Annotated in this window: 18 protein-coding genes; 16 read left to right on the top strand and 2 right to left on the bottom strand. The window is 35.6% G+C overall.

What is annotated here, in order from left to right:
- Positions 1 to 56: 56 nt before the first annotated feature.
- From AC1RPU_RS01015 to araA, 5 genes are all read left to right on the top strand, one after another.
- Entirely contained in the window at positions 57 to 1175 is a 1119-nt protein-coding gene (locus AC1RPU_RS01015) for a GntR family transcriptional regulator (protein WP_481761010.1), read from the top strand.
- Between the two features lie 198 nt (positions 1176 to 1373).
- The gene (locus AC1RPU_RS01010) at positions 1374 to 2741 is read left to right on the top strand and encodes a sugar porter family MFS transporter (protein ID WP_481761009.1); all 1368 of its coding nucleotides are present in this window, start codon (positions 1374 to 1376) and stop codon (positions 2739 to 2741) included.
- A 29-nt stretch (positions 2742 to 2770) separates the two neighbouring features.
- Positions 2771 to 4387 (top strand): xylulokinase, encoded by a 1617-nt coding sequence (locus AC1RPU_RS01005; RefSeq protein ID WP_481761008.1) that lies wholly within the window; start codon positions 2771 to 2773, stop codon positions 4385 to 4387.
- 5 nt (positions 4388 to 4392) lie between these two features.
- Complete coding sequence (locus tag AC1RPU_RS01000; protein WP_409021771.1) at positions 4393 to 5094, top strand: L-ribulose-5-phosphate 4-epimerase; 702 nt, start codon at positions 4393 to 4395, stop codon at positions 5092 to 5094.
- A 43-nt stretch (positions 5095 to 5137) separates the two neighbouring features.
- Positions 5138 to 6565, top strand: coding sequence for an L-arabinose isomerase (gene araA / locus AC1RPU_RS00995; protein WP_481761007.1), 1428 nt, complete (start codon positions 5138 to 5140; stop codon positions 6563 to 6565).
- 190 nt (positions 6566 to 6755) lie between these two features.
- Here the strand turns inward: araA and AC1RPU_RS00990 are convergent, their stop codons facing one another.
- Together AC1RPU_RS00990 and AC1RPU_RS00985 are read right to left on the bottom strand one after the other, a co-directional pair.
- Positions 6756 to 7700, bottom strand: coding sequence for a Dyp-type peroxidase (locus AC1RPU_RS00990; RefSeq protein ID WP_481761006.1), 945 nt, complete (start codon positions 7698 to 7700; stop codon positions 6756 to 6758).
- A gap of 20 nt (positions 7701 to 7720) precedes the next feature.
- A complete protein-coding gene (locus AC1RPU_RS00985) occupies positions 7721 to 8674 on the bottom strand; it encodes an NADP-dependent oxidoreductase (protein WP_481761005.1) in 954 nt (317 codons plus the stop codon).
- A 213-nt stretch (positions 8675 to 8887) separates the two neighbouring features.
- Here AC1RPU_RS00985 and glpK point away from each other — a divergent pair, with 213 nt between their 5' ends.
- The 11 genes from glpK to dhaK all read left to right on the top strand — a co-directional run bounded on the left by glpK (position 8888) and on the right by dhaK (position 23445).
- Positions 8888 to 10405 carry a glycerol kinase GlpK gene (gene glpK, locus AC1RPU_RS00980; protein WP_481761004.1) on the top strand — a complete coding sequence of 506 codons (1518 nt, stop codon included), beginning with the start codon at positions 8888 to 8890 and terminating at the stop codon, positions 10403 to 10405.
- Between the two features lie 13 nt (positions 10406 to 10418).
- Positions 10419 to 12239: a type 1 glycerol-3-phosphate oxidase gene (gene glpO / locus AC1RPU_RS00975; RefSeq protein ID WP_481761003.1), complete on the top strand. Its 1821-nt coding sequence runs from the start codon at positions 10419 to 10421 to the stop codon at positions 12237 to 12239.
- A gap of 24 nt (positions 12240 to 12263) precedes the next feature.
- A complete protein-coding gene (locus AC1RPU_RS00970) occupies positions 12264 to 12983 on the top strand; it encodes an MIP/aquaporin family protein (RefSeq protein WP_409022824.1) in 720 nt (239 codons plus the stop codon).
- Positions 12984 to 13168: 185 nt separating this feature from the next.
- Positions 13169 to 13696, top strand: coding sequence for a GNAT family N-acetyltransferase (locus tag AC1RPU_RS00965; protein WP_409021765.1), 528 nt, complete (start codon positions 13169 to 13171; stop codon positions 13694 to 13696).
- Positions 13697 to 13799: 103 nt separating this feature from the next.
- The gene (locus AC1RPU_RS00960) at positions 13800 to 14738 is read left to right on the top strand and encodes a dihydroorotate oxidase (RefSeq protein WP_481761002.1); all 939 of its coding nucleotides are present in this window, start codon (positions 13800 to 13802) and stop codon (positions 14736 to 14738) included.
- A gap of 300 nt (positions 14739 to 15038) precedes the next feature.
- Positions 15039 to 16139 carry a lactate oxidase gene (locus AC1RPU_RS00955; RefSeq protein ID WP_481761001.1) on the top strand — a complete coding sequence of 367 codons (1101 nt, stop codon included), beginning with the start codon at positions 15039 to 15041 and terminating at the stop codon, positions 16137 to 16139.
- Between the two features lie 210 nt (positions 16140 to 16349).
- Complete coding sequence (locus AC1RPU_RS00950) at positions 16350 to 17684, top strand: NCS2 family permease (RefSeq protein WP_481761000.1); 1335 nt, start codon at positions 16350 to 16352, stop codon at positions 17682 to 17684.
- A gap of 28 nt (positions 17685 to 17712) precedes the next feature.
- Positions 17713 to 19500 carry an adenine deaminase C-terminal domain-containing protein gene (locus tag AC1RPU_RS00945; protein WP_481760999.1) on the top strand — a complete coding sequence of 596 codons (1788 nt, stop codon included), beginning with the start codon at positions 17713 to 17715 and terminating at the stop codon, positions 19498 to 19500.
- 9 nt (positions 19501 to 19509) lie between these two features.
- Positions 19510 to 21243 (top strand): adenine deaminase, encoded by a 1734-nt coding sequence (gene ade, locus AC1RPU_RS00940; protein WP_481761144.1) that lies wholly within the window; start codon positions 19510 to 19512, stop codon positions 21241 to 21243.
- A 162-nt stretch (positions 21244 to 21405) separates the two neighbouring features.
- The gene (gene fba, locus AC1RPU_RS00935) at positions 21406 to 22269 is read left to right on the top strand and encodes a class II fructose-1,6-bisphosphate aldolase (RefSeq protein ID WP_481760998.1); all 864 of its coding nucleotides are present in this window, start codon (positions 21406 to 21408) and stop codon (positions 22267 to 22269) included.
- A 180-nt stretch (positions 22270 to 22449) separates the two neighbouring features.
- Positions 22450 to 23445 (top strand): dihydroxyacetone kinase subunit DhaK, encoded by a 996-nt coding sequence (dhaK, locus tag AC1RPU_RS00930; RefSeq protein WP_481760997.1) that lies wholly within the window; start codon positions 22450 to 22452, stop codon positions 23443 to 23445.
- The last annotated feature ends 13 nt before the right edge of the window (positions 23446 to 23458 follow it).

Below are 23458 nucleotides of genomic sequence, written 5' to 3'. Positions count from 1 at the left end.
TAGTTGGTTACTTTTTATATTAAGCGTATGAAAATTTCGTAGTTAACATACTGGGTATGGTAAAATTAGAATTAATAGGTGGTGGATTTGATTTGGAAAACAAATATGAGCATGTTTATCGTGAAATTAAAGCGAAAATTGTCGCGGGTGAATATGAAGTAAACGATAAATTAATGACTGAATCACAGTTAATGTCGATTTACGAATCTAGTCGTTATGCGGTTCGTAAAGCAATTGGTGATTTAGAGAATGCAGGGTATGTCTACCGAATACAAGGTGGCGGTATCTTCGTTAATGATTGGCATACTGTAAAAAAAGTGACACAAAATAATAAAATAATTGGTGTCATGACGACACATATTGCTGATTATATTTTTCCAAATATTATCACTGGAATAGATCGTATTATTTCTGAAGAGGGATATACAATCATGCTAAGTAATACGCTTGATAATGCTGAAAAAGAACGATATAGCCTTTTAAGAATGCTTGAAATGAATTTATCTGGACTAATCGTAGAACCAACACAAAGCGCATTAATAAATAAAAATAAGGATTTATACGAAAAGATAGTGGCGCAAAAAATACCAGTCCTTTTTATTAATGCACATTATGAAAACTTGGAAATTCCATACTTAGAGTTAAATGATTTTAATGGTAGTGAGGTTGCTACAGAGCATTTGATAAATGAAGGACATGGAAAAATACTTGGTATTTTTAAAGTGGATGATAAACAAGGTCAGTTAAGAATGAATGGATTCGTGCAAGCTTATATGGAACATTCAGCTATTTCATACCAAAGTGAGATATTGATGTACCAATCTGCTGATTCAATGCAAAATATCTATAAAAAAATTGAAAAGATTCTGCATAGATCGGATCATCCAACCGCGATTGTTTGTTACAATGACCAGCTTGCCATTAAATTAATAGATATTGTTAAGTCGATGGGAATGAAAATTCCTGAAGATATCTCAATTGTTGGTTTTGATGATTATCAATTATCAAAATATATGTCACCTAAATTAACAACAATTAGACATCCAAAGGAAAAAATGGGCCGAGAAGCTGCGACGATGTTATTAAAAATGATTAATTCTAAAACAATGTCGGCGAAATCTGTCGTATATGATGCAAAGCTAATCATTCGAGAAAGCGTTAAAAATAGGAATTAAAGCATGATAAGTATTACTCAAATTTGAGTAATACTTATTTTTTTGAAATTCATTCGAACAAATAAAAATAACTATTGATTTGTTCGAATGAATGTGAGAAAATGACCTTGTTGATAAATGCAAACGTTTTCAGAAAACGGTTGCTGTAGGTTTTTCGGTTGGTCGTACCAATCGGACAATAAAATTTGGAGGTGTCATATGCAAAAAGAAAAGAAAATATCTAGTAAGTTTATTTACTTTTTTGGGTCATTCGGAGGAATTTTGTTCGGATACGATATCGGGGTTATGACGGGGGCTTTACCATTCTTGCAAAAAGATTGGGCTCTTCAAAATAGTGCCGGAACCGTTGGTTGGATTACTTCAGGAGTTATGTTCGGTGCCATCTTTGGTGGCGCGTTAGCCGGTAAGCTTTCAGATAAGCTAGGTCGACGTAAAATGATTTTGATGTCAGCTATTATTTTCGTTATTGGTTCATTACTCGCATCATTCTCACCAAATAATGGCCAAATGTATTTAATTATTGTTCGTATTTTCCTTGGACTAGCAGTTGGTGCTTCATCAGCATTAGTACCAGCATACATGTCAGAAATGTCTCCGGCTAAATTACGAGGACGACTATCAGGAATTAATCAAACAATGATTGTTTCCGGAATGTTACTTTCATATATTATGGATTTTCTATTAAAAGATTTACCTGAAGCATGGGCATGGCGCGTTATGCTTGGCTTAGCAGCAGTACCAGCTGTTGTTTTATACTTTGGGGTTTCACGTTTACCAGAATCACCTCGTTTCTTAGTTAAAACAAATAAAGTTGATGAAGCTCGCCAAGTATTAACTTGGATTCGTCCAGCTAATGAAGTTGAACAAGAATTAGCTGATATTCAAACTACTGCGGGTGAAGAAAATCATATTGAAAAAACATCAATGGTTCAATTATTCACAGGTAAATATCGTTACTTAGTTATGGCCGGTGTTGGTGTTGCTGCATTCCAACAATTCCAAGGGGCTAACGCAATCTTCTATTACATTCCTTTAATTGTTGAAAAAGCAACTGGGAATGAAGCAAGTTCAGCACTAATGTGGCCAATTATTCAAGGGATTATCCTTGTCTTAGGTTCACTCTTATTCTTAGTTATTGCAGATAAATTTAAACGTAGAACACTTTTAATTCTTGGCGGTTTAGTAATGGGACTATCATTTATCTTACCTACAATCATTAACATGGTTGTACCAAATACGAGTCCTATGATGATTGTTGTTTTCTTATGTATCTACGTTGCATTCTACTCATTTACATGGGCTCCACTTACATGGGTATTAGTTGGTGAATTATTCCCATTAGCTGTTCGTGGAAGTGCTTCAGGAATTGCATCTTCAGCTAACTGGATTGGATCATTCTTAGTAGGACTATTATTCCCTATTATGACAGCTTCAATGCCACAAGATGCTGTGTTCGCAATCTTCGGAATCATTTGTTTATTAGGTGTTCTATTCATTCGTTTCTTCGTTCCAGAAACACGTGGTCGCTCATTAGAAGAAATTGAAAAAGAAGGTACAAGAAATTAAGTAACCTATACGTTAGGAGTGTAATTGATATGGATTTAGTAAAAACATCTCAAGCAATAAAAAATGGTCAAGTTTCACTTGGAATTGAATTAGGCTCAACACGTATCAAAGCAGTTTTAGTTACGGACGATTTTAAGACAATTGCAACAGGGAGCTTCAATTGGGAAAACCAATTGGAGGATGGTCTTTGGACTTATTCTCTTGAACAAGTTTGGACGGGGATTCAAGCTAGTTATAGACAAATGGCTGCAAATGTTCAAAGCAAATACCATGAATCATTAACAAAAATAGATTCAATTGGTATCAGTGCTATGATGCATGGTTACCTTGTCTTTTCGAAATCTGATGATTTATTAGTTCCCTTTAGAACATGGAGAAATAATAATACAGAACAATCAGCTGATGAATTAACAGAGTTGTTAAACTTCAATATTCCACAACGTTGGAGTATTGCACATCTTTATCAAGCTGTTTTAAATAATGAAGCCCATGTAAATGACATTGGTCATTTAGAAACATTAGCTAGTTATGTTCATTATATGTTATCTGGTAAAAAAGTTATCGGAATTGGGGATGCCTCTGGTATTTTCCCAATTGATGAAAAAACAGGCACATACTCAGCTGATTTATTAGATAAATTCAGTGGTATTGAAAAAGTTTCTGCTTATGATTGGGATATTAAAGACATCCTACCTACTGTTTTGAGAGCTGGTGAAAATGCTGGATCATTAACAGATACAGGAGCTAAATTACTTGATGTTAGTGGCAAACTTGAAAGTGGTAGCTTGATGGCACCACCTGAAGGTGACGCAGGTACAGGGATGGTTGGGACCAACAGTGTACGTAAGAGAACAGGTAATATCTCAGTTGGAACCTCTGCTTTTTCTATGACTGTTTTAGATCAGCCTATGAAAAAAGTGTACAAAGATATTGATATTGTAACAACACCAAGTGGTGCGCCAGTTGCAATGGTTCATGTTAATAATAGTTCGTCAGATATTAATGCATGGGCTTCAATCTTTGGCGAGTTCGCAGCAAAACTAGGTGTTCATTTAACACCAGATCAGTTGTATGAACGATTATTCTTAGAATCAACTCATGCTGATGCCGATGCAGGTGGATTAATGAATTATAGTTACTTATCAGGTGAAAATATTACACATATGCCTGAAGGTCGTCCATTATTTGTTCGAACACCTAACAGTAACTTTACATTACCTAACTTCATCAAGACGCAATTATATGCGGCATTTGCACCACTTAAGATTGGAATGGATATTTTAAGTCAAGAAGAACATATCCAAACTGATGTAATGATTGCTCAAGGTGGTATTTTAAAAACAGCTGTAATCGGACAACAAGTATTAGCTAATACGTTGAATATTCCAATTACGGTTATGAATACTGCTGGTGAGGGTGGACCTTGGGGAATGGCTGTCTTAGCAATATTTGCTAAGAAAAATAATAACGGTCAAAGCTTAGAAGACTTCTTAGATCATGAAGTTTTTGTAGACCCAGAAAGTATGACGTTAAGCCCAGAACCTGAAGGTGTAGAAGGTTACAATACATTTATAGCTAGATACGAAGCTGGCTTGTCTATTGAGTCAGAGGCAATAAAAAAAATTAAGGAAGAAAAGAGGAACTAGTATATATGTTAGAAAAGCTAAAACAAGAAGTGTACGATGCTAACATGCTGTTACCTAAGTACAACTTAATTACCTTTACATGGGGTAACGTGAGTGGAATCGATCGTGAAAAAGGGTTATTCGTCATCAAACCATCTGGTGTTGATTACGATGATTTAAAACCTGAAGATATGGTTGTTGTTGATTTAGACGGTAAGAAAATTGAGGGTGATATGAATCCCTCAAGCGATACAGAAACGCATCGCATTCTATACAATAACTTCCCTAATATTAAAGGTGTCGTTCATACTCACTCACCTTGGGCTGTTTCATTCGCACAAGCAGGCTTGGATATTCCAGCAGCCGGTACAACACATGCAGATACCTTTTATGGCTCAGTTCCAGCAAGCCGTATCATGAATGAAGCTGAAGTTGTCACAGAATATGAAAAACAAACAGGTGACGTGATTGTCGAAACGTTCAAAAAACGTGGACTCGATCCTGATCAAATTCCAGCTGTTTTGGTTAATGATCATGGTCCATTTACATGGGGTACATCTGCTTTAGATGCTGTGCATAATGCTGTTGTCTTAGAAGAAGTTGCAAAGATGACTTATCATACATTGCAATTGAATCCACATGCAATTGACATGCCACAATACTTATTGGATAAGCATTTCCTAAGAAAACATGGTAAAAATGCATATTATGGTCAAATTAAACACTAAAACACGTTTTTAAAAATAATAAACTATTAGGAGGAATTATATTATGTTAAAAGTTAGTGAAAAAGAATTTTGGTTCGTTGTCGGTAGTCAAGGTTTATACGGTCAAGATGTTTTAGACGTTGTTCAAGGTGATGCAGAAAAAATTATTGATAATTTAAATGCTAGTGGTTCACTACCATACAAAATTGTCTTTAAAGAAGTTGCAACAACTGCTGAAGTTATTACTAACATCATGAAAGAAGCTAACTTTGAAGACAAAGTTGCTGGTGTGATTACTTGGATGCATACTTTCTCACCTGCTAAAAACTGGATTCGTGGAACAAAATTATTACAAAAACCATTGCTACATTTAGCAACACAATTTGGTGAAAATATTCCTTGGTCAACAATTGATATGGATTACATGAACACAAACCAAAGTGCTCATGGAGACCGTGAATACGGCTTTATCAATGCTCGTCTTCAAAAACATAATAAAGTTGTTGTTGGTTACTGGAAAGATGAAGCAGTTCAATCACAAATTGCTGACTGGATGGATGTTGCTGTTGCTTACGGTGAAAGTTTCAACATTAAAGTTGCTCGTTTTGGCGATAACATGCGTAATGTTGCCGTTACAGATGGTGATAAAGTTGAAGCACAAATCAAATTTGGTTGGACTGTAGATTACTTTGGTATTGGTGATTTAGTTGCTGAAATGAAAGAAGTAACTGACGCTGAAATTAATGCAACATATAAAGAATGTGAAAGTATGTACGATATGGTTGTTGGCGACAACGATCCTGCCTTCTACGAAGACCATGTTAAAGAACAAATTAGAATTGAAATTGCTTTACGTAAATTTATGGAACGTGGTGGCTACAATGCATTCACATCTAACTTCGAAGATCTTTGGGGCATGAAACAATTACCAGGTATGGCTGTTCAACGTTTAAACGCTGAAGGTTATGGTTTCGCTGGTGAAGGTGACTGGAAGACTGCTGCAATCGACCGTTTGATGAAGGTTCTTGCACATAATAAAGCTACTGGATTTATGGAAGATTACACGTATGATTTACGTGCGGGTCATGAAGTAACTCTTGGTTCACATATGTTAGAAGTTGATCCTACATTAGCTTCAACAAAACCACGCGTGGAAGTACATCCATTAGGTATTGGTGACCGCGAAGATCCAGCTCGTTTGATCTTTGATGGTTCAAATGGTAAAGGTGTCGTTGTTTCAATGTCTGACTTTGGTACTGAATACAAATTATTAATTAACTCTGTTGAAGGTCAAAAACCAGAAGTTGAAGCTCCTAACTTGCCAGTAGCTCGTCAATTATGGATTCCAGAACCAAGTTTTAAAGAAGGCGTTCATTCATGGATTGAAAATGGTGGTGGTCATCATACTGTTCTTTCAATGAACGTGAAGGAACAACAAGTTGTTGATCTTGCTAAGATGTTTGATCTTGAATATGTTGAAATTAAAAAATAATTAATATTTTAAAGGATATCGCTGTTAAAGCGATATCCTTTTTTTGTGTAAGAAGAGTAATCAAATATGATTTATATCAAATAAAATCGGTGCTTACGAAAATAAAGATTCGTAAGCACCGATTTAGATTTCTAATGATAATAATTGAGAATTTTATCTGCATCTGAAAAAATAATCTCAGACTTTCGTGTTATAGATTTCCATCCACAATTTGTTCTAAAGTTGTTTTTGAAGGGATAAAGAATAAATTACCGGTTTCAGCGGTACTGAAATCTAATAATCGATCACTTTTACTTTCGAACATATTAATGAGCATTCGATTAGTTACTGCAAAATGACGTGCGTAACCAATGAAGTATGTCCCTGTAATGTCTTTCCCAGGTTCTGAGAAGGGAACGTTCATACGGACAATTTTATGCTCAATGCCATCTTTCATATCTTGTGAAGCAACGTTATGAGAATTTGGTAATTTTTCTTCGTCAGTTAATTCTAAATCAGAATCTTTCTTCCGACCAATTGCTTTTTCTTGGTCTTCAGTCTTTAAGGCATTCCAAGCGGCCATATTATGGATATACTTTTGAGCAAAAGCATAAGAACCGTTTGTAAAATCAGGATCTTCGCCCCCAATAACGGCGTAATCGAGTGCTTCATTAACATCTGGGTTTTCAGTACCATCAATGAAACCAATAACGGCGCGGCCTTCAAAATAACGGAAGCCGTGTGTTTCATCTTCTACAGTTGTGACATCCTTAATGAAAAGCATAAATTGCGCCATAACTTCATAGACAACAGCACTTTCACCAGCGCGAACATGAAAGAATAAATCGCCAGGAGTTGAAATGGCAGTGTATTTAGGCCCAACAATTTCTTTAAAATGGGTAAGTTCAACAGGTTTGATAGCATCAGGGAAAAGATAATCCCAAGCATCAGAGCCAAAACCAAAGGCAACTTTTAAGTTAGCTTTTGGATAACGAACGTTCATACTACGGATGATGGCCGGAATACGGTCAGATAGCTCTTGAACTGCTTCTAATTCAACTTTTTGATCTTTGTGATTTAAGTTTAGAATGGTGAAATTAACAGCTTCACCTAAATCTTTATAAACATCTTGTGTTAACTTTTCGTTTACTGACATAATAAATGCTCCTTAGACTTTTAATTTCCTTTAACGATTATAACCATTTTACCTGCATTATGTGGTGAATTTAATTGTTTATGGGTTTCAATAATATCGGTTAAATTAAAGTGATATTTTTTTGCTATTTTAATTTCTAATTCATCTTGCATCATTAAATCTGTTAAGAAAGTTAGCGTGTCACTATCTTTTAACTCTTTAACATTCTCAACAAGGTAGTAATCTGCGAGTGGCTTTGATGCTTGAACAGAGTCGGTTGGAACGCTAACTAACGATACCATTCTGCCGTTTGTCTTCAATGCTTTGACGCCTACCTCACTGCCAAGACCGCCAGGAGTTGCATCAACAACAATGTCAGCCATATCTTTAAAAGTTTCGGCGGGATTTTCTTTATCGTAGGCGCTATAATGATCTGCACCTAGTCGACGAACATAGGGTTCGTTGGTGCTTGAACCACTAGCGAGAACAGTTAATTCCATCAATTTAGCAAGTTGCACTAAAATCGATCCGACACTTCCAGAAGCGCCTTCAATAAAGATGGTTTCACCAGCCCTTGCTTTTGCAAAAAAGTTCAAAATATTGTATGCCGCTATACCAGGTGTTGGTAGCCCAGCAGCTTCAGCAATCGTCATATTATCAGGTCGCTTAGCAATATGTGATGTAAAGACGACAAGTTCTTCTGCGTAGCCACCGAAAGCCTTATGAACAACAACAGCATCACCGATATTAAAATGAGTAACTTCATCGCCAATTTCAGTAATAATACCCGTTACGTCACCTCCAGGTACAATTGGAAATGGTAAAGGCATAACGTCTTTCATATAACCGGCACGTAAAATTGCATCAAATGGGTTAATGCCAATCGCTTCGATTGAAACCCTAACCTGTTTTGATTTAAGCGCTACTTCTGGATTAACTTTTAATTCCTCAAATACGGTTGCGTCACCATATTGGTTAAAGCCAAATGCTTTCATAAGTATAACCTCCCTAGATTAAAATCATATTGGTACTAGTCCCAATATACCATAATTTTAAGAAAAGGTTTACAAAACGAGGGAGAATAACAAATTTTGTAACAATGTATTTTGCGCAATCTAATTGACAACGTATTTTTGAAGATGTATAATATCCATATTGGTAAATGATAGCGTTTTCATAAATAATTAAAAAGAAAGAATGTGAGTTATTTGGAAAAATATATTTTATCTATTGATGAAGGAACGACAAGTACAAGAGCAATTATATTTAATCACAAAGGTCAGAAAGTTTCTGATGCACAACGCGAATTTCCACAATATTTTCCTCAACCTGGCTGGGTTGAGCACAATGCAAATGAGATATGGAACGCAGTATTATCGACAATCGCAAATACATTTATCGATTCCGGGATTAAACCTAAGCAAATAGCAGGAGTTGGGATTACCAACCAACGTGAAACAACTGTTATCTGGGATAAGAAAACGGGATTACCCATCTACAACGCAATTGTTTGGCAATCACGTCAAACGGCAGAAATTGCGGAACAATTAAAACAAGATGGCTATGATGAATTAATTCATGAAAAGACAGGATTACTGATAGATGCCTACTTCTCAGCAACTAAAATTCGTTGGATTTTAGATCATGTTGATGGCGCCCAAGAAAGAGCCGAAAAAGGCGAATTACTTTTTGGAACTATTGATACTTGGTTAACATGGAAATTATCAGGTGACGAAACACATGTAACTGATTATTCTAATGCTAGTCGGACAATGTTATTTAACATTCATGATTTGAAGTGGGATGAAGAAATTCTAAAAATTATGAATATTCCAGCAGTTATGTTACCAGAAGTTAAATCAAATTCTGAAGTTTACGGACATACGAAAGATTATCATTTTTATGGTAGTGAAGTGCCAATTTCAGGAATGGCTGGAGATCAACAAGCTGCTTTGTTTGGTCAAATGGCATTTGAACCAGGAATGGTTAAGAATACTTATGGAACAGGTTCATTTATTGTCATGAATACAGGGACAGAACCTAAATTATCTAAAAATAATTTATTAACGACAATTGGTTATGGGATTAATGGTAAAGTTTATTACGCTTTGGAAGGTAGTATCTTCGTTGCTGGTTCAGCAATTCAATGGTTAAGAGACGGGATGCGCTTGGTGGAACATGCACCAGACACAGAACAAGCAGCTAAAGAATCGACGAATGATAATGAAGTTTATGTTGTACCTGCCTTTACAGGATTGGGAGCACCTTATTGGGATCCTGATGCACGAGGTTCAGTCTTTGGAATTACTCGTGGAACAACACGTGAAGATTTCATTAAAGCAACGTTACAATCATTGGCTTACCAAACTAGAGATGTTGTGAAAACAATGGAACTAGATACGGGAATTAAAATTCCGTTACTAAAAGTTGATGGTGGTGCAGCTAAGAATGATTATCTGATGAATTTCCAAGCAGATATTTTAAATACACCTATCGAACGTGCTCATGACCTTGAGACAACTGCTTTAGGAGCAGCCTTCTTAGCTGGATTAGCCGTTGGTTATTGGAAAGACCTAGAAGAACTCAAAGCTGAGTATACTGAAGGGGATATTTTTAAACCAACAATGCCTGTGGAAGAAAGCGAAGATCTATACGCAGGTTGGCAACAAGCGGTTGAAGCAACTCGAGTATTTAAACATAAACCAATGAAGAAAAACAATAAATAAGGGGGATACAACTATGTCATTTTCAGCAACATCAAGAAAACAAGATATCGAACGATTAAAGAATGAAGAATTGGATTTATTAACAATTGGTGGTGGTATCACCGGTGCCGGCGTTGCTATTCAAGCAAGTGCTATGGGTTTAAATAACGGATTAATTGAAATGCAAGATTTCGCTGAAGGAACATCATCGCGTTCAACAAAATTAGTTCATGGTGGTATTCGTTACTTGAAGACATTCGACGTCGGAGTTGTTTCTGATACTGTTCAAGAACGTGCAGTGGTTCAACATATTGCACCACATATTCCACGTCCACAATCAATGTTATTGCCTATTTATGATGAACCCGGCGCAACTTTTGATATGTTCTCAGTAAAAGTTGCAATGAATTTATATGATCAATTGGCAGGTGTTGTTGATCCTCAATGGGTTAACTACACAATTTCTAAAGCAGAAGTTTTACAACGCGAACCACAATTAAAATCTGATAAATTAATGGGTGGCGGTGTCTACCTTGATTTTAAGAATAATGATTCACGTTTAGTTATTGAAAATATCAAAAAAGCACATGAAGATGGCGGCTTGATGGTTAGTCGTATCAAGGCTTTAGACTTATTGCATGCTGACGGTAAAATTACTGGTGTTCATGTATTAGATTTAATTAGTGGCGAAGAATTTGATATTCATGCTAAATATGTTATTAATACAACGGGTCCATGGTCTGATTTTATCCGTAAAATGGATACTGATGAAGATTTTGTACCACAAATGCGCCCAACAAAAGGTGTTCATTTAGTTGTTGATTCTAAAAAATTAAATGTACCACAACCAACATACTTTGATTCTGGAAAACAAGATGGTCGTATGATCTTCGTTGTGCCAAGAGAAGATAAAACATATTTTGGAACAACAGATACTGATTTCCATGGTGATTTTGAACATCCTCGTGTTGAACAAGAAGATGCTGATTACTTACTTGATATTATTAACGAACGTTTCCCAACAGCTAATGTCAAAATTAGTGATATTGAATCAAGTTGGGCTGGATTACGTCCATTGATTTCATCAAACGGAAGTTCAGATTACAATGGTGGAAACTCAGGTAAAATTAGTGAGAAGAGTTTCAATGATGTTATTAACGTTATTGAACGTTTTGAAAAAGATGAAGTAACTAAAACAGATGTTGAAGATGTCTTGAATGATTTGGAAAGTACACTTTCTGAAGATAAGACAAGTGCATCACAAGTTTCACGTGGAAGTTCATTGACTATTTCAAAAGATGGCTTATTAACATTAGCTGGTGGTAAAATTACAGATTACCGTAAGATGGCTGCCGGTGCCATGGCTGCAATTACAAAATTATTGAAAGATAATTATAGTCAAGAATTCAATGCGATTGATTCTAAAAACTTACCTGTTTCAGGTGGTGATATTGATCCTAACAACGTTGAAGCAACAATTAGTTTCTTCGCAAAACAAGGAATGGACAATGGGTTGACTGAAGAAGAAGCTACAGTATTTGCTAACTTATTTGGTTCAAATGCAGCACGTGTATTTAGTCAAATGACTCACGTTAAAGCAGCAGAAGGACTTTCTTTAGGTGAAACAGCTAGTCTTCACTATTCAATGGAAGAAGAAATGACGTTAACACCAACTGATTACTTAATGCGTCGTACTAACCATATTCTTTTCCATCGCGATACATTAGATGCTGTTAAAGTTGGCGTAATTAACGAAATGGCAAGTTACTATAGCTGGACTAAAGAAGAAAAAGCAAAACAAACTGCAGATTTAGATGCAACAATTGCAGAATCAGATATGAATTACTTAAAATAACCATCAAAAATAGGGGTGAGTGTGATGACAACAAGTCTTATGACGCAACTTTTGGGTGAATTTTTAGGCACAATGATTTTAGTATTATTAGGTAATGGGGTTGTTGCTGGTGTTTCGTTACGTAAGTCAAAAGCTGAAGGTGCTGGTTGGATTGCAATCACATTAGGTTGGGGAATTGCCGTAACCTTGGGTGTCTATGCGTCAGCCTTTATGGGACCAGGACATTTGAATCCAGCTGTAACTTTGGCAATGGCAATTGTTGGTAAGATTGCTTGGTCTTCTGTATTACCATATATGGTTGTCCAGGTTGCTGGTGGTATCGTTGGTGCTTTTCTGGTATGGGTTCAATACATGCCACATTGGAAAGAGACGAAAGATTCTGATGCAATATTTGGATCATTCGCAACTGCTCCTGCAATAAAAAGTAATCTATATAACTTTTTAAGTGAATTAATTGGGACATTTGTCTTAATCTTTAGTTTGCTAGCATTCACAAAAGGTAACTTTACAGATGGTTTAACACCAGTCGTTGTTGGTATCTTAATTGTTGGTATTGGTCTTTCACTTGGTGGGACAACTGGTTATGCAATTAATCCGGCCCGTGATTTAGGTCCTCGTATTGCACATGCTATTTTACCAATTGCGAACAAAGGTGGATCAGATTGGTCATATAGTTGGGTACCAATTTTCGGACCATTTGCTGGCGCAGTGATTGCCGCAGGGTTATTCTTAGCTGTAGCATAGGTTAAATGTCTGAAATAATTTATTATTAAGTTAAACCTCTATTATTGAATTTTAATTCAATAATAGAGGTTTTTTATAGTAAATTTTAAAGGGTATTTTTATTGTATATTGATAAATTATGCGATATAATAATTTTTCAATCGTATTTATACGAATAGATTAAGCATAATAAAGGATGTGTAACAGTGACTGTATCTTACTTAAGACTGGCAACGCCAGAAGACTTACCAGCAATTACAGGAATTATTGAGGAAGCAAAAGCTTACCTTAAAGAACAGGGAATTGACCAATGGCAAGGTGCTTACCCGGCGGCGAACCATTTAGAACAAGATATTAAAGATCAATTGACTTATGTCTTAATGGTTGGAGATGAAATCGCAGGAACTGCTGCACTTTGGCTAGGAATAGATCCTATGTATCTTAACATTGAAGATGGCGAATGGATTAATGGCCCACAAGCACGTTATTCGGCTATTCATCGAGTTGCTGTTTCTTCAAAATTTAGAGGTCAACGTTTATCAGAAAAAATGATTTCAGGCTTATTAACAATTGCGAGATCATTGGGTTACAAAGATGTTCGCGTTGATACACATCCTGAAAATAAAGGGATGCAACATGTCATTACCTCAAATGGATTTGATTATAAAGGTATCATTCATATGGAAGATGGCGTTAACTCAGCACGATATGCTTACCAAATTATTTTAAAATAAAACGTTTAAGACAGCGAATGATATCGCTGTCTTTTTTTGTGAAAAAAGTAACAATTTGAATTTTGATAAGGTATACTAGTATCAATATGAAGGAGGGATTTTTTTGATTTCAACAGCAACGACTTTAGCGGGTTCAAATTTTGATAATTGTATGATGAATGCATCGGGTGTTTATTGTATGGATAGCGACGAATTACTTGCCGTCGAAAGTTCTAAGGCGGCAACTTTTGTAACGAAGAGTGGCACGCTTCAACCACGTAAGGGTAATCCAGAACCTCGTTATTTTGAAACAGAATTCGGTAGTATTAATTCAATGGGCTTACCAAATAATGGCGTTGATTACTATTTAGATTTTGTCTCTCAAAATCAGATAAACCATCCTGGTAAAACATACTTTTTATCAATTACGGGTTTTAATCTAGCGGAAGATCTCGAGTTACTTCAAAAAGTAACAGATTCAGATTTTGCAGGAATTGTTGAATTAAATTTATCTTGTCCTAATGTACCAGGAAAGCCCCAAACGGGTTATGACTTTGAAACAGTTGATGCGATATTAAAAGCTGTTTTTAATAGTTATCACAAACCGTTAGGAGTTAAATTACCACCGTACTTTGATATTATTCATTTTGATCAAATGGCTGCTATTTTAAATAAATATCCATTGTCTTATGTCAATAGTATCAATAGTATTGGGAATGGACTATATATTAATGATGATACAGAAACGGTCGTTATTAAACCCAAGCAAGGTTTTGGTGGTATTGGCGGCGAATATGTTAAGCCGACTGCTTTAGCTAATGTACATGCGTTCTATCAACGATTAAATAAGAATATTCAAGTAATCGGAACTGGTGGCATTCAAACTGGTAAAGATGTTTTTGAACATATTCTATGTGGAGCAAGTATGGTGCAAGTTGGAACAGCGTTGATGGTTGAAGGACCCGCTGTTTTTGAACGACTAACAACTGAGCTAGAAGAAATTATGGCAGAAAAAGGGTACCAAAGTATTGAAGATTTTAGAGGAAAATTGAATTATTTATAGGGATGAGATAGGGAAAATTATACCAACTTTATACGAAGGTATATGGGCAAACAGCTGAAATTAGTCATGGACTAATGGACTATAGACGTAACGATATTTAGCTTTAAATGGAATGAGATAATTTACCTAATTAAATGGTGAATTATCTCATTTTTAATTAATAGAATAGTGTTAGTAGTAGTTAATATTTATAGATAAAAAAATATTAGTAGTTATGTGTGCAAACGCTTGCACAATGCTTTATTCAGTGCTATTATTTAGACAAGATAAGTTGGGTGCAACATAAAAGGGGAGTTTAATATGACAGATTACATTACAAGCGATTTAGAAAAAGATATTACCGTTATTAATGCTTTTGATTTAGAAAAAGATGCAGAAAAGATTATTCCAAAGGGTGGATTTGGTTATATCTCTAGTGGAGCTGGAGATTTGTATACTTTAGAAGAAAATATAAAGGCATTTAATCATAAACTAATTAGACCTAGAGTGTTACAAGAAATTGATCATCCCGATACAAAAACAACTATTTTCGGAGATGAAATCACATCGCCTATTATTATGGCACCAGTTGCTGCACATGCATTAGCTCATGTTAAAGGTGAAATTGATAGCGCTAAGGGTGTTTCAGATTATGGTTCAATCTACACAGCAAGTTCATTTGCAACGAAATCATTTAAAGAAATATCAAGTCAAGCTAATGGTCAACCACAATGGTTCCAATTCTATATGAGTAAAGACGATGGTATTAATCGTAATATTATGGATGAAGCAAAAGCTAATGGGGTTAAAGCAATTGTTTTAACTGCTGATGCAACTGTTGGTGGTAATCGTGAAACAGATAAACGTAATGGATTCACTTTCCCACTAGCAATGCCAATTGTTCAAGCTTATCAAAGTGGTGTTGGTCAAACAATGGATGCTGTTTATGGTTCAGCAAAGCAACGCTTAAGTCCAAAAGATGTTGAATTCTTAGCAGAATATTCAGGTTTACCTGTCTTTGTTAAAGGAATCCAAGGTGGAGAAGATGCAAGTGTTGCAATTAATTCAGGTGCTGGTGGCGTCTGGGTTTCAAATCATGGTGGTCGTCAAATTGATGGCGGAATCGCTGCATTTGATGCACTTCAAGAAGTAGCAGAAACTGTTGATAAGCGTGTGCCTGTTGTCTTTGATAGTGGTGTAAGACGTGGAGCTCATGTTTATAAAGCCTTAGCAAGTGGTGCAGACTTAGTTGCAATCGGTCGCCCAGTTGTTTATGGCTTGGCACTTGGTGGTCATAAAGGTGTTCAAAATGTCTTTAATTACTTCCAACATGAATTAGAATTAACAATGCAATTAACTGGAACGCATAATATTGATGAAGTTAAACGTACTAAATTAATCGATAATCCTTACGGAAATTAAAAAAATATAAAAGTTAGTTAGCACTTAAAAACTGTTAGATTGGTTGTTAAAACCTTTTTAACAGTTTTTTTATTTTTGAAAATAGTCAAAACACGAACTTTAAATGTTAATAAATCTACAAAAGTGCGTATTTTGTATTGATTTTTTATTTAATTCGCGTAATATACTGTACATAATATAAAAAATCACAACATAGGGAGATTATATTGCATGAATAATACAGAGGGAAAATCAGGTATTTTTGATCGGTTATTTCATATTAATGAGTCAGGTTCAACGGTTAAACGTGAATCAATGGCTGGATTAACAACTTTCGTATCTATGGCTTATATATTATTCGTTAATCCTCAAGTTTTGGGCGCTGCGGGTATGGACAAAGGAGCTGTGTTTACAGCAACAGCAATATCTGCCGCGTTCGGTTGTTTCTTGATGGCATTCTTAGCTAATTATCCTATCGCAATTGCTCCAGGATTAGGTGACAATGCATTCTTTACTTATTCAGTTGTTATTGGAATGGGTATTCCATGGCAAACGGCAATGGCCGGTGTTGTGGTTGCCTCAATTATCTTTATGCTTATTACGTTCTTTAAAATTCGTGAAATTGTGATAGATGCAATTCCACATGACTTAAAATTAGCAATGGCCGCAGGTATTGGGTTGTTTATCGCTTTTGTTGGATTACAAGAAGGTGGACTTATCATTGGAAACCAATCAACATTGGTCGCGATTGGTTCACTAACGGTGCCAACTACATGGCTGACAATTTTTGGACTCGTTGTGATTGTTATCTTAATGGCTAAAAAAATTCCTGGCTCAATCTTTATTGGAATGGTTGCGACAACTATTTTAGGGTTAGTTATGGGACTTATCAAATTACCAACACATATTATTTCTTCTGTTCCAAGTTTGGCACCAACATTTGGAGTAGGGGTTGAAAATTTACATAAAATTAACTCACTTCAACTTTGGTCTGTTGTTTTAATATTCTTGATGGTAGCCTTTTTCGATACGGCGGGAACTTTAATCGGGTTAGCTACTCAAGCAGGATTTATGAAAAATAATAAAATGCCACGAGTTGGTCGCGCGTTATTATCTGATTCTGCTTCAATGTTAGCCGGATCTGTTCTGGGAACAACACCAACTGCTGCTTATGTTGAATCATCAGCTGGAATTGCAGTTGGGGGAAGAACTGGACTGACATCATTAGTTGTCGGGTTTATGTTCGTTCTAAGTTTATTCTTTTCACCACTTCTGACAGTTGTGACATCACAAGTGACGGCGCCCGTTTTAATCGTTGTTGGTATTTTAATGGCACAATCATTAAAGGGTATTGATTGGGGTCGATTTGAAGTAGCAGTACCAGCATTTTTAATGGTTGTCGGAATGCCTTTAACTTACAACATCTCGTATGGTATTGCCTTTGGTTTCGTATTATACCCAATTACAATGATGGCAGCAGGTCGTAGAAAAGAAATCGGGCCTGTAATGTATATCTTGTTCTTTGTATTCCTATTCTTACTTTACGTATTAAATATTCTTCAATAACATATAAAATTGATGGGTGGATAACTAAATGACACAGACGTTAGCACAGTTAAAAGACTATATTTCTGCAGGTGCAGCAAAAATTCCTGCAGATTTAGTAATCGAAAATGGCAAGTTAGTTAATGTTATGACAAGTGAGATTTATCAAGCAAATGTAGCTATCTATAAAGAGAAAATTGTTGCGATAGGTAATATTGAAGCTTATATCGGCAATGATACGGAACATATAGATGCAACTGGAAAGTATATAACGCCAGGATTAATTGACGGACATATTCACGTTGAATGTAGCAAAATGAGTATGACAAGTTTTGCTAATGCTGTTGTACCTTTTGGAACAACGAGTATTATTTCTGGTTTAGATGAAACAATATCAGTTGCCGGACTAGAAGGTGTTCAAGAAGTTTTTAAAGAGGTAGAAAAATTACCGCTTAATTTATTTTGGGGTGCACCATATAAGACACCATATACAATTCCAAAATCAACAATTGCTTTTAACATCGATTCAGATGTTCAAGAAACAATTCAAAAATGGACAGAATGTTACGGTATCTGGGAAACGGTTAGAGAAGCTGTTGAAACACAAGATGAAGATACGTTAAAAACGTTGGTTCACGCACAAAATAATCACCAACCCATTTTCGGTTGTGCACCAATGGCAACCGGATTGAAATTGAATGAGTATTTAGCAAGTGGTGTTCGCTTAGATCATGAAAGTTATAGTCATGAGGAGCTTGTTGAAAAAGCACGGAATGGGATGAATATTTTAATCAGGGAATCATCCGTTACACATTTCTTGGCAGAAAATATTCGAGCAGTTACTGAAGTTAATCCAGCAATTGCACGACATGTTAGTTTCTGTACAGATGATGTAACTGCATCTGATATTTTACAAAAAGGACATCTTGATAACCTTGTTAAATTAGCTATTCAAGCAGGTGTAGAACCAATTACAGCAATTCAAATGGCAACAATAAATAGTGCTGAAGCTTATCGAATTGATGATCAAGTTGGGTCTGTATCGCCAGGAAGACTTGCTGACATATTGATTGTTGATCAGCCAAGTTCATTTAATGTAGAAATGGTTATTAGTCGGGGCAAAGTTGTTGCCAAAAATAAAAAAATAAGTGAAATGTTGATTGCACCAATCAGAAGTAATTTATTTAAAGGCCAGTTGAAGCATGAGTTAACCTCTGAAAAAGATTTTGAATATAAAGTTAATGAAAAAGTAGGAATGGCAACTGTCCAAACAATTAATAGTCAGGGTGCTTTTGTTCGAAAAAGAAAAGATGTTGAATTAACGATAGAAAATAATATCGTACAACCTAGTCCAGAAAAAGATGTCGCTTTAGTTTCTGTATTAGAACGATTTGGTAAAAATGGAAATCAGGCACTTGGATTTACATCTGGATGGGGCTTGAAAAAAGGGGCAATGGCATCATCTTCTGCACCTGATGATAATAATATTGTCGTTATGGGTGTCAATGCAAATGATATGTCGATTGCTACAAATGAATTAATTAAAGCAGGCGGTGGTCAAATTGTTGTTATTGATGGAAAAATTATTTCATTTTTAGCATTACCTGTGGGTGGTATCATGAGCGACTTATTACCAAGTGAAATTGAAACTGGCGAAATTGCGCTAAGAAAAGGGTCAAATTTAATGGGTAGTGATTTACCTGATCCAATATTTTATATGTCATTTTTACCAATTACGGCAATTCCAGATTTGGCAATTACTGATTTAGGCATGGTAGATTGTGTCGCTTTAGAAATAGTTGATCCAATTATTAAGATATCATCTCTTAAAGGATAAGGAGTTATGATGGAAAAAGAAAATTTAAAGAAGTTAATTGATGTTGCTGCTGGCCGAATTCCTGCTGATTTAGTCTTAACTAATGGCAAAATTATTGATGTTTATAATGCACAGGTAATGACTGGGGATGTCGCAATTGTTGATGGCCTTATTGCTGGAATCGGTGGCCAATATGATGGGGATAAGACGGTTGATGTTCATGGTCAATATATTTCACCAGGATTTATTGATCCACATATTCATATAGAATCTGCCTACGTTGGACCAGAAGAGTTTGGCCGTTTAATAACGCCGCATGGGACAACAACGGTCATGGCAGATCCACATGAAATTGTGAATGTAGCGGGCCTAGTTGGACTCGACTATATGATTAATGCAGCTAAAGAAACAGCCCTTAATATCCAATACATGCTGCCTTCATGCGTTCCAGCAACAAAAATGGAAAATTCTGGAGCGGTTATTTCGGCCAAAGACATGATTAAACCACTCACGAATAATGAGACAAGTGGCTTAGCTGAATTTATGGATTTCCCTGGTGTGATTAATGCTGAGAGTGATATTTTAGATAAATTACTGGTCGCAAAAAATTTAAATAAACGAATTGATGGGCATAGTCCTCAAGTTTATGACAAAGATTTAAATGCCTATATTGCCGCAGGAATTCAAAATGATCATGAATGCTCAACCCTTGAAGAAATGCAAAATCGATTAAGCCGTGGTATGTACGTCTTCCTACGTGAAGGATCTGTCACGCATAATTTAAGAACACTATTAAAAGGTGTCACAACCACTAATTCTAGAAGGGCCATTCTATGTGGAGATGATGTCCAAGCGAAAACAATTATTGAAAAGGGTCATTTAGATAATAGTTTGAAAATTTGTATCGAAGAAGGTATAGATCCTTTAGTTGCCATTCAAATGGCGACACTTAATACCGCTGAGTGTTGTGAGCTTAAAGATAGAGGTGCTATTGCACCTGGACTTAGAGCAGACTTAACAATTATTAGTGATTTAACGGATATGCTAATTTCAAGTGTCTATATTGCTGGTGAAAAAGTTGCTGAAGAGGGAAAATATTTACTAGAAACTAAAAGCTATACAATTGATAGTGTCCAATCGTCAGTCCATTTAGCTAACTTTAGTCAAGAAAAATTAGTTCTGCCTCTAACAAGTAATAGAGTTCATGCAATTGAAGTAATTCCTAACGAAGCAATTACAATAGATAGAGAAATTAATGTTAGTCGTGATGAACTAGGTAATTTTATCTACGATTCAAGTATTCCAGTTTCTAAAATTTCAGTTATTGAACGGCACCATGAAACGGGAAATATTTTCACGGGTGTCTTGAAAGATTACGGTATTAAACATGGGGCAATTGCTATTTCTATTGCACATGATTCACATAATTTAATTACAACAGGAACTAATGATCAAGATATGGCGTTGGCAATTGAGACTTTGAAAGATATTCAAGGTGGGATGGTCCTGACAAAAGATAACAAAGTTTTAATATCAATTCCATTGCCAATTGGCGGATTGATGAGTGACCAATCTGGAGAATGGATATCAGAACAGCTTGAACTATTTAATAAAGTTGCTTATAGAGAGCTCGGCATTAATGATACGGTGGATCCTGTGATGACATTAAGCTTTATGTCGTTAGCGGTGATACCGGAATTGAAAATAACTGATATGGGTTTAATTAATATCAATGAATTTAAATTTGAAGATGTTAGTGTGTAAGTCTGTTAAATCAATGATGAACGGTTGCCTTTATATTAAAATTATTGATAATTAGTTTTATTTAAAAAATGAAAGTTTTATCTGATGATTAAATGTGCTAAAATGTACCTGTATTAAAAAATGCAATACAGACGTATTGTAATTTATCTAGGAGGACTTCAAATGTCATTAGTAAATGGTACAAGTATGTTTAACGCTGCTCGTGAAGGTCATTACGCTGTTGGTGCTTTTAACACAAACAACTTAGAATGGACTCGCGGTATTCTTGCTGCAGCCCAAGAAAAAGGTGTTCCAGTTTTAATCCAAACATCAATGGGTGCTGCAAAATATATGGGTGGATATGAATTAGCTTTACACCTTGTTCAAGACACTATTAAATCAATGGGTATCACTGTTCCCGTTGTTATGCATTTAGATCATGGTGATTTTGAAGCTGCTAAAGAATGTATCGAAGTTGGTTACAACTCAGTTATGTTTGATGGTCATGATTTACCATTTGCAGAAAACTTAGAAAAAACAAAAGAAATCGTTGCTTTAGCACATGCTAAAGGTATCTCAGTTGAAGCAGAAGTTGGTTCAATTGGTGGAGAAGAAGATGGAATTGTCGGAGCTGGTGAATTAGCTGACGTTAACGAAGCTAAAGAACTTGCTGCAACAGGAATCGACTACTTAGCTTGTGGAATTGGTAATATTCATGGCCAATACCCAGCTAACTGGACTGGTTTAAACTTCGATCGCTTAGCTGAATTAGCTGCTGTAATCGAACAACCACTTGTATTACATGGTGGTTCAGGTATTCCTAAAGACCAAATCCAAAAAGCTATTAAAATGGGTGTTTCAAAAATCAACGTTAATACTGAATGTCAATTAGTATTCGCTGCTGCTACTCGTAAATATATTGAAGAAGGTAAAGACCAACAAGGTAAAGGTTATGACCCTCGTAAATTATTTGCACCAGGTACAAAAGCAATCACTGATCTTGTTGAAGATCGTATTGAATGGTTCGGTACAAGCGCAGCTAAATAATTTATTATTTAGTTCTTTCAAAAAGAGTTTTCAAAATCGTTATGATTTTGGAAACTCTTTTTTTGTGTCTTGAGAATTGAATGGTCATGGAATTATTAATAAAAGCTAGTTTAATTGGTTATTTGTAAACGTTTGCAATATAATGGAGAAGTACCTAAAACAGACAGAAAAGGGGATACTATGAAAAAAATAATTAATGATCCAAAAAATATTGTAAGTGAAATGGTTAATGGGTTAGTTAAGGCTTATCCACAATACCTACGTAAAATTGATAGTACGGAAGCTATGGTTAGAAGTGATGTGGCATCGATGGAAGATAAAGTTGGACTCATTAGTGGTGGTGGAAGTGGACATGAACCTGCCCATGCTGGTTTTGTAGGTCCCGGTATGTTGTCAGGTGCAGTTGCTGGACAAGTTTTTACTTCACCCACGCCAGACCAAATTTATGAAGCAATCAAAGCTGCTAATCACGGTAAAGGTGTTTTCTGTATTGTGAAAAATTACTCCGGCGATGTCATGAATTTTGATATGGCCAAAGAATTTGCTGAAATAGATGAAATTAAAGTGAAATCAATTGTTGTAGATGATGATATTGCAGTTGAAGATAGTCTATATACACAAGGAAAACGTGGTGTTGCGGGAACAGTGTTCATGCATAAAATATTGGGTGCTGCTGCAGATCAAGGAGCTACATTAGATGAAATAGATGAACTTGCTAAAAAAGTGATGCCAAATATTAAAACAATTGCGATTGCATTGAGTGGTGCGACCGTCCCAGAAGTTGGTAAACCAGGATTTGAACTTGCAGATGATGAAGTTGAATATGGCGTAGGAATTCATGGTGAACCCGGATATCGTCGTGAAAAATTAAAACCTTCTAAGGAATTGGTTGAAGAGTTACTAAGTAAACTAAAAGTTGCATTTGATATGAAATCTGATGATAAATATGCCGTTTTAGTTAACGGATTAGGAGCAACACCGTTAATGGAACAATATATTTTTATGAACGATACGCTTGATCAATTAAATAATAAAAAAGTCGATGTCGCATTTACAAAGGTCGGTAATTATATGACATCATTAGATATGGCTGGAATTTCTTTGACATTATTTAAAATTGAAGATGATAAATGGCTTTCTTATTTAAATTATACGGTAGATACAATCGCTTGGTAAGAGGAGATAATAA

Source organism: Dellaglioa sp. CoH-55-MRSF-7, from assembly GCF_056782235.1.
This window is presented reverse-complemented; position numbering and strand designations above follow the sequence as displayed.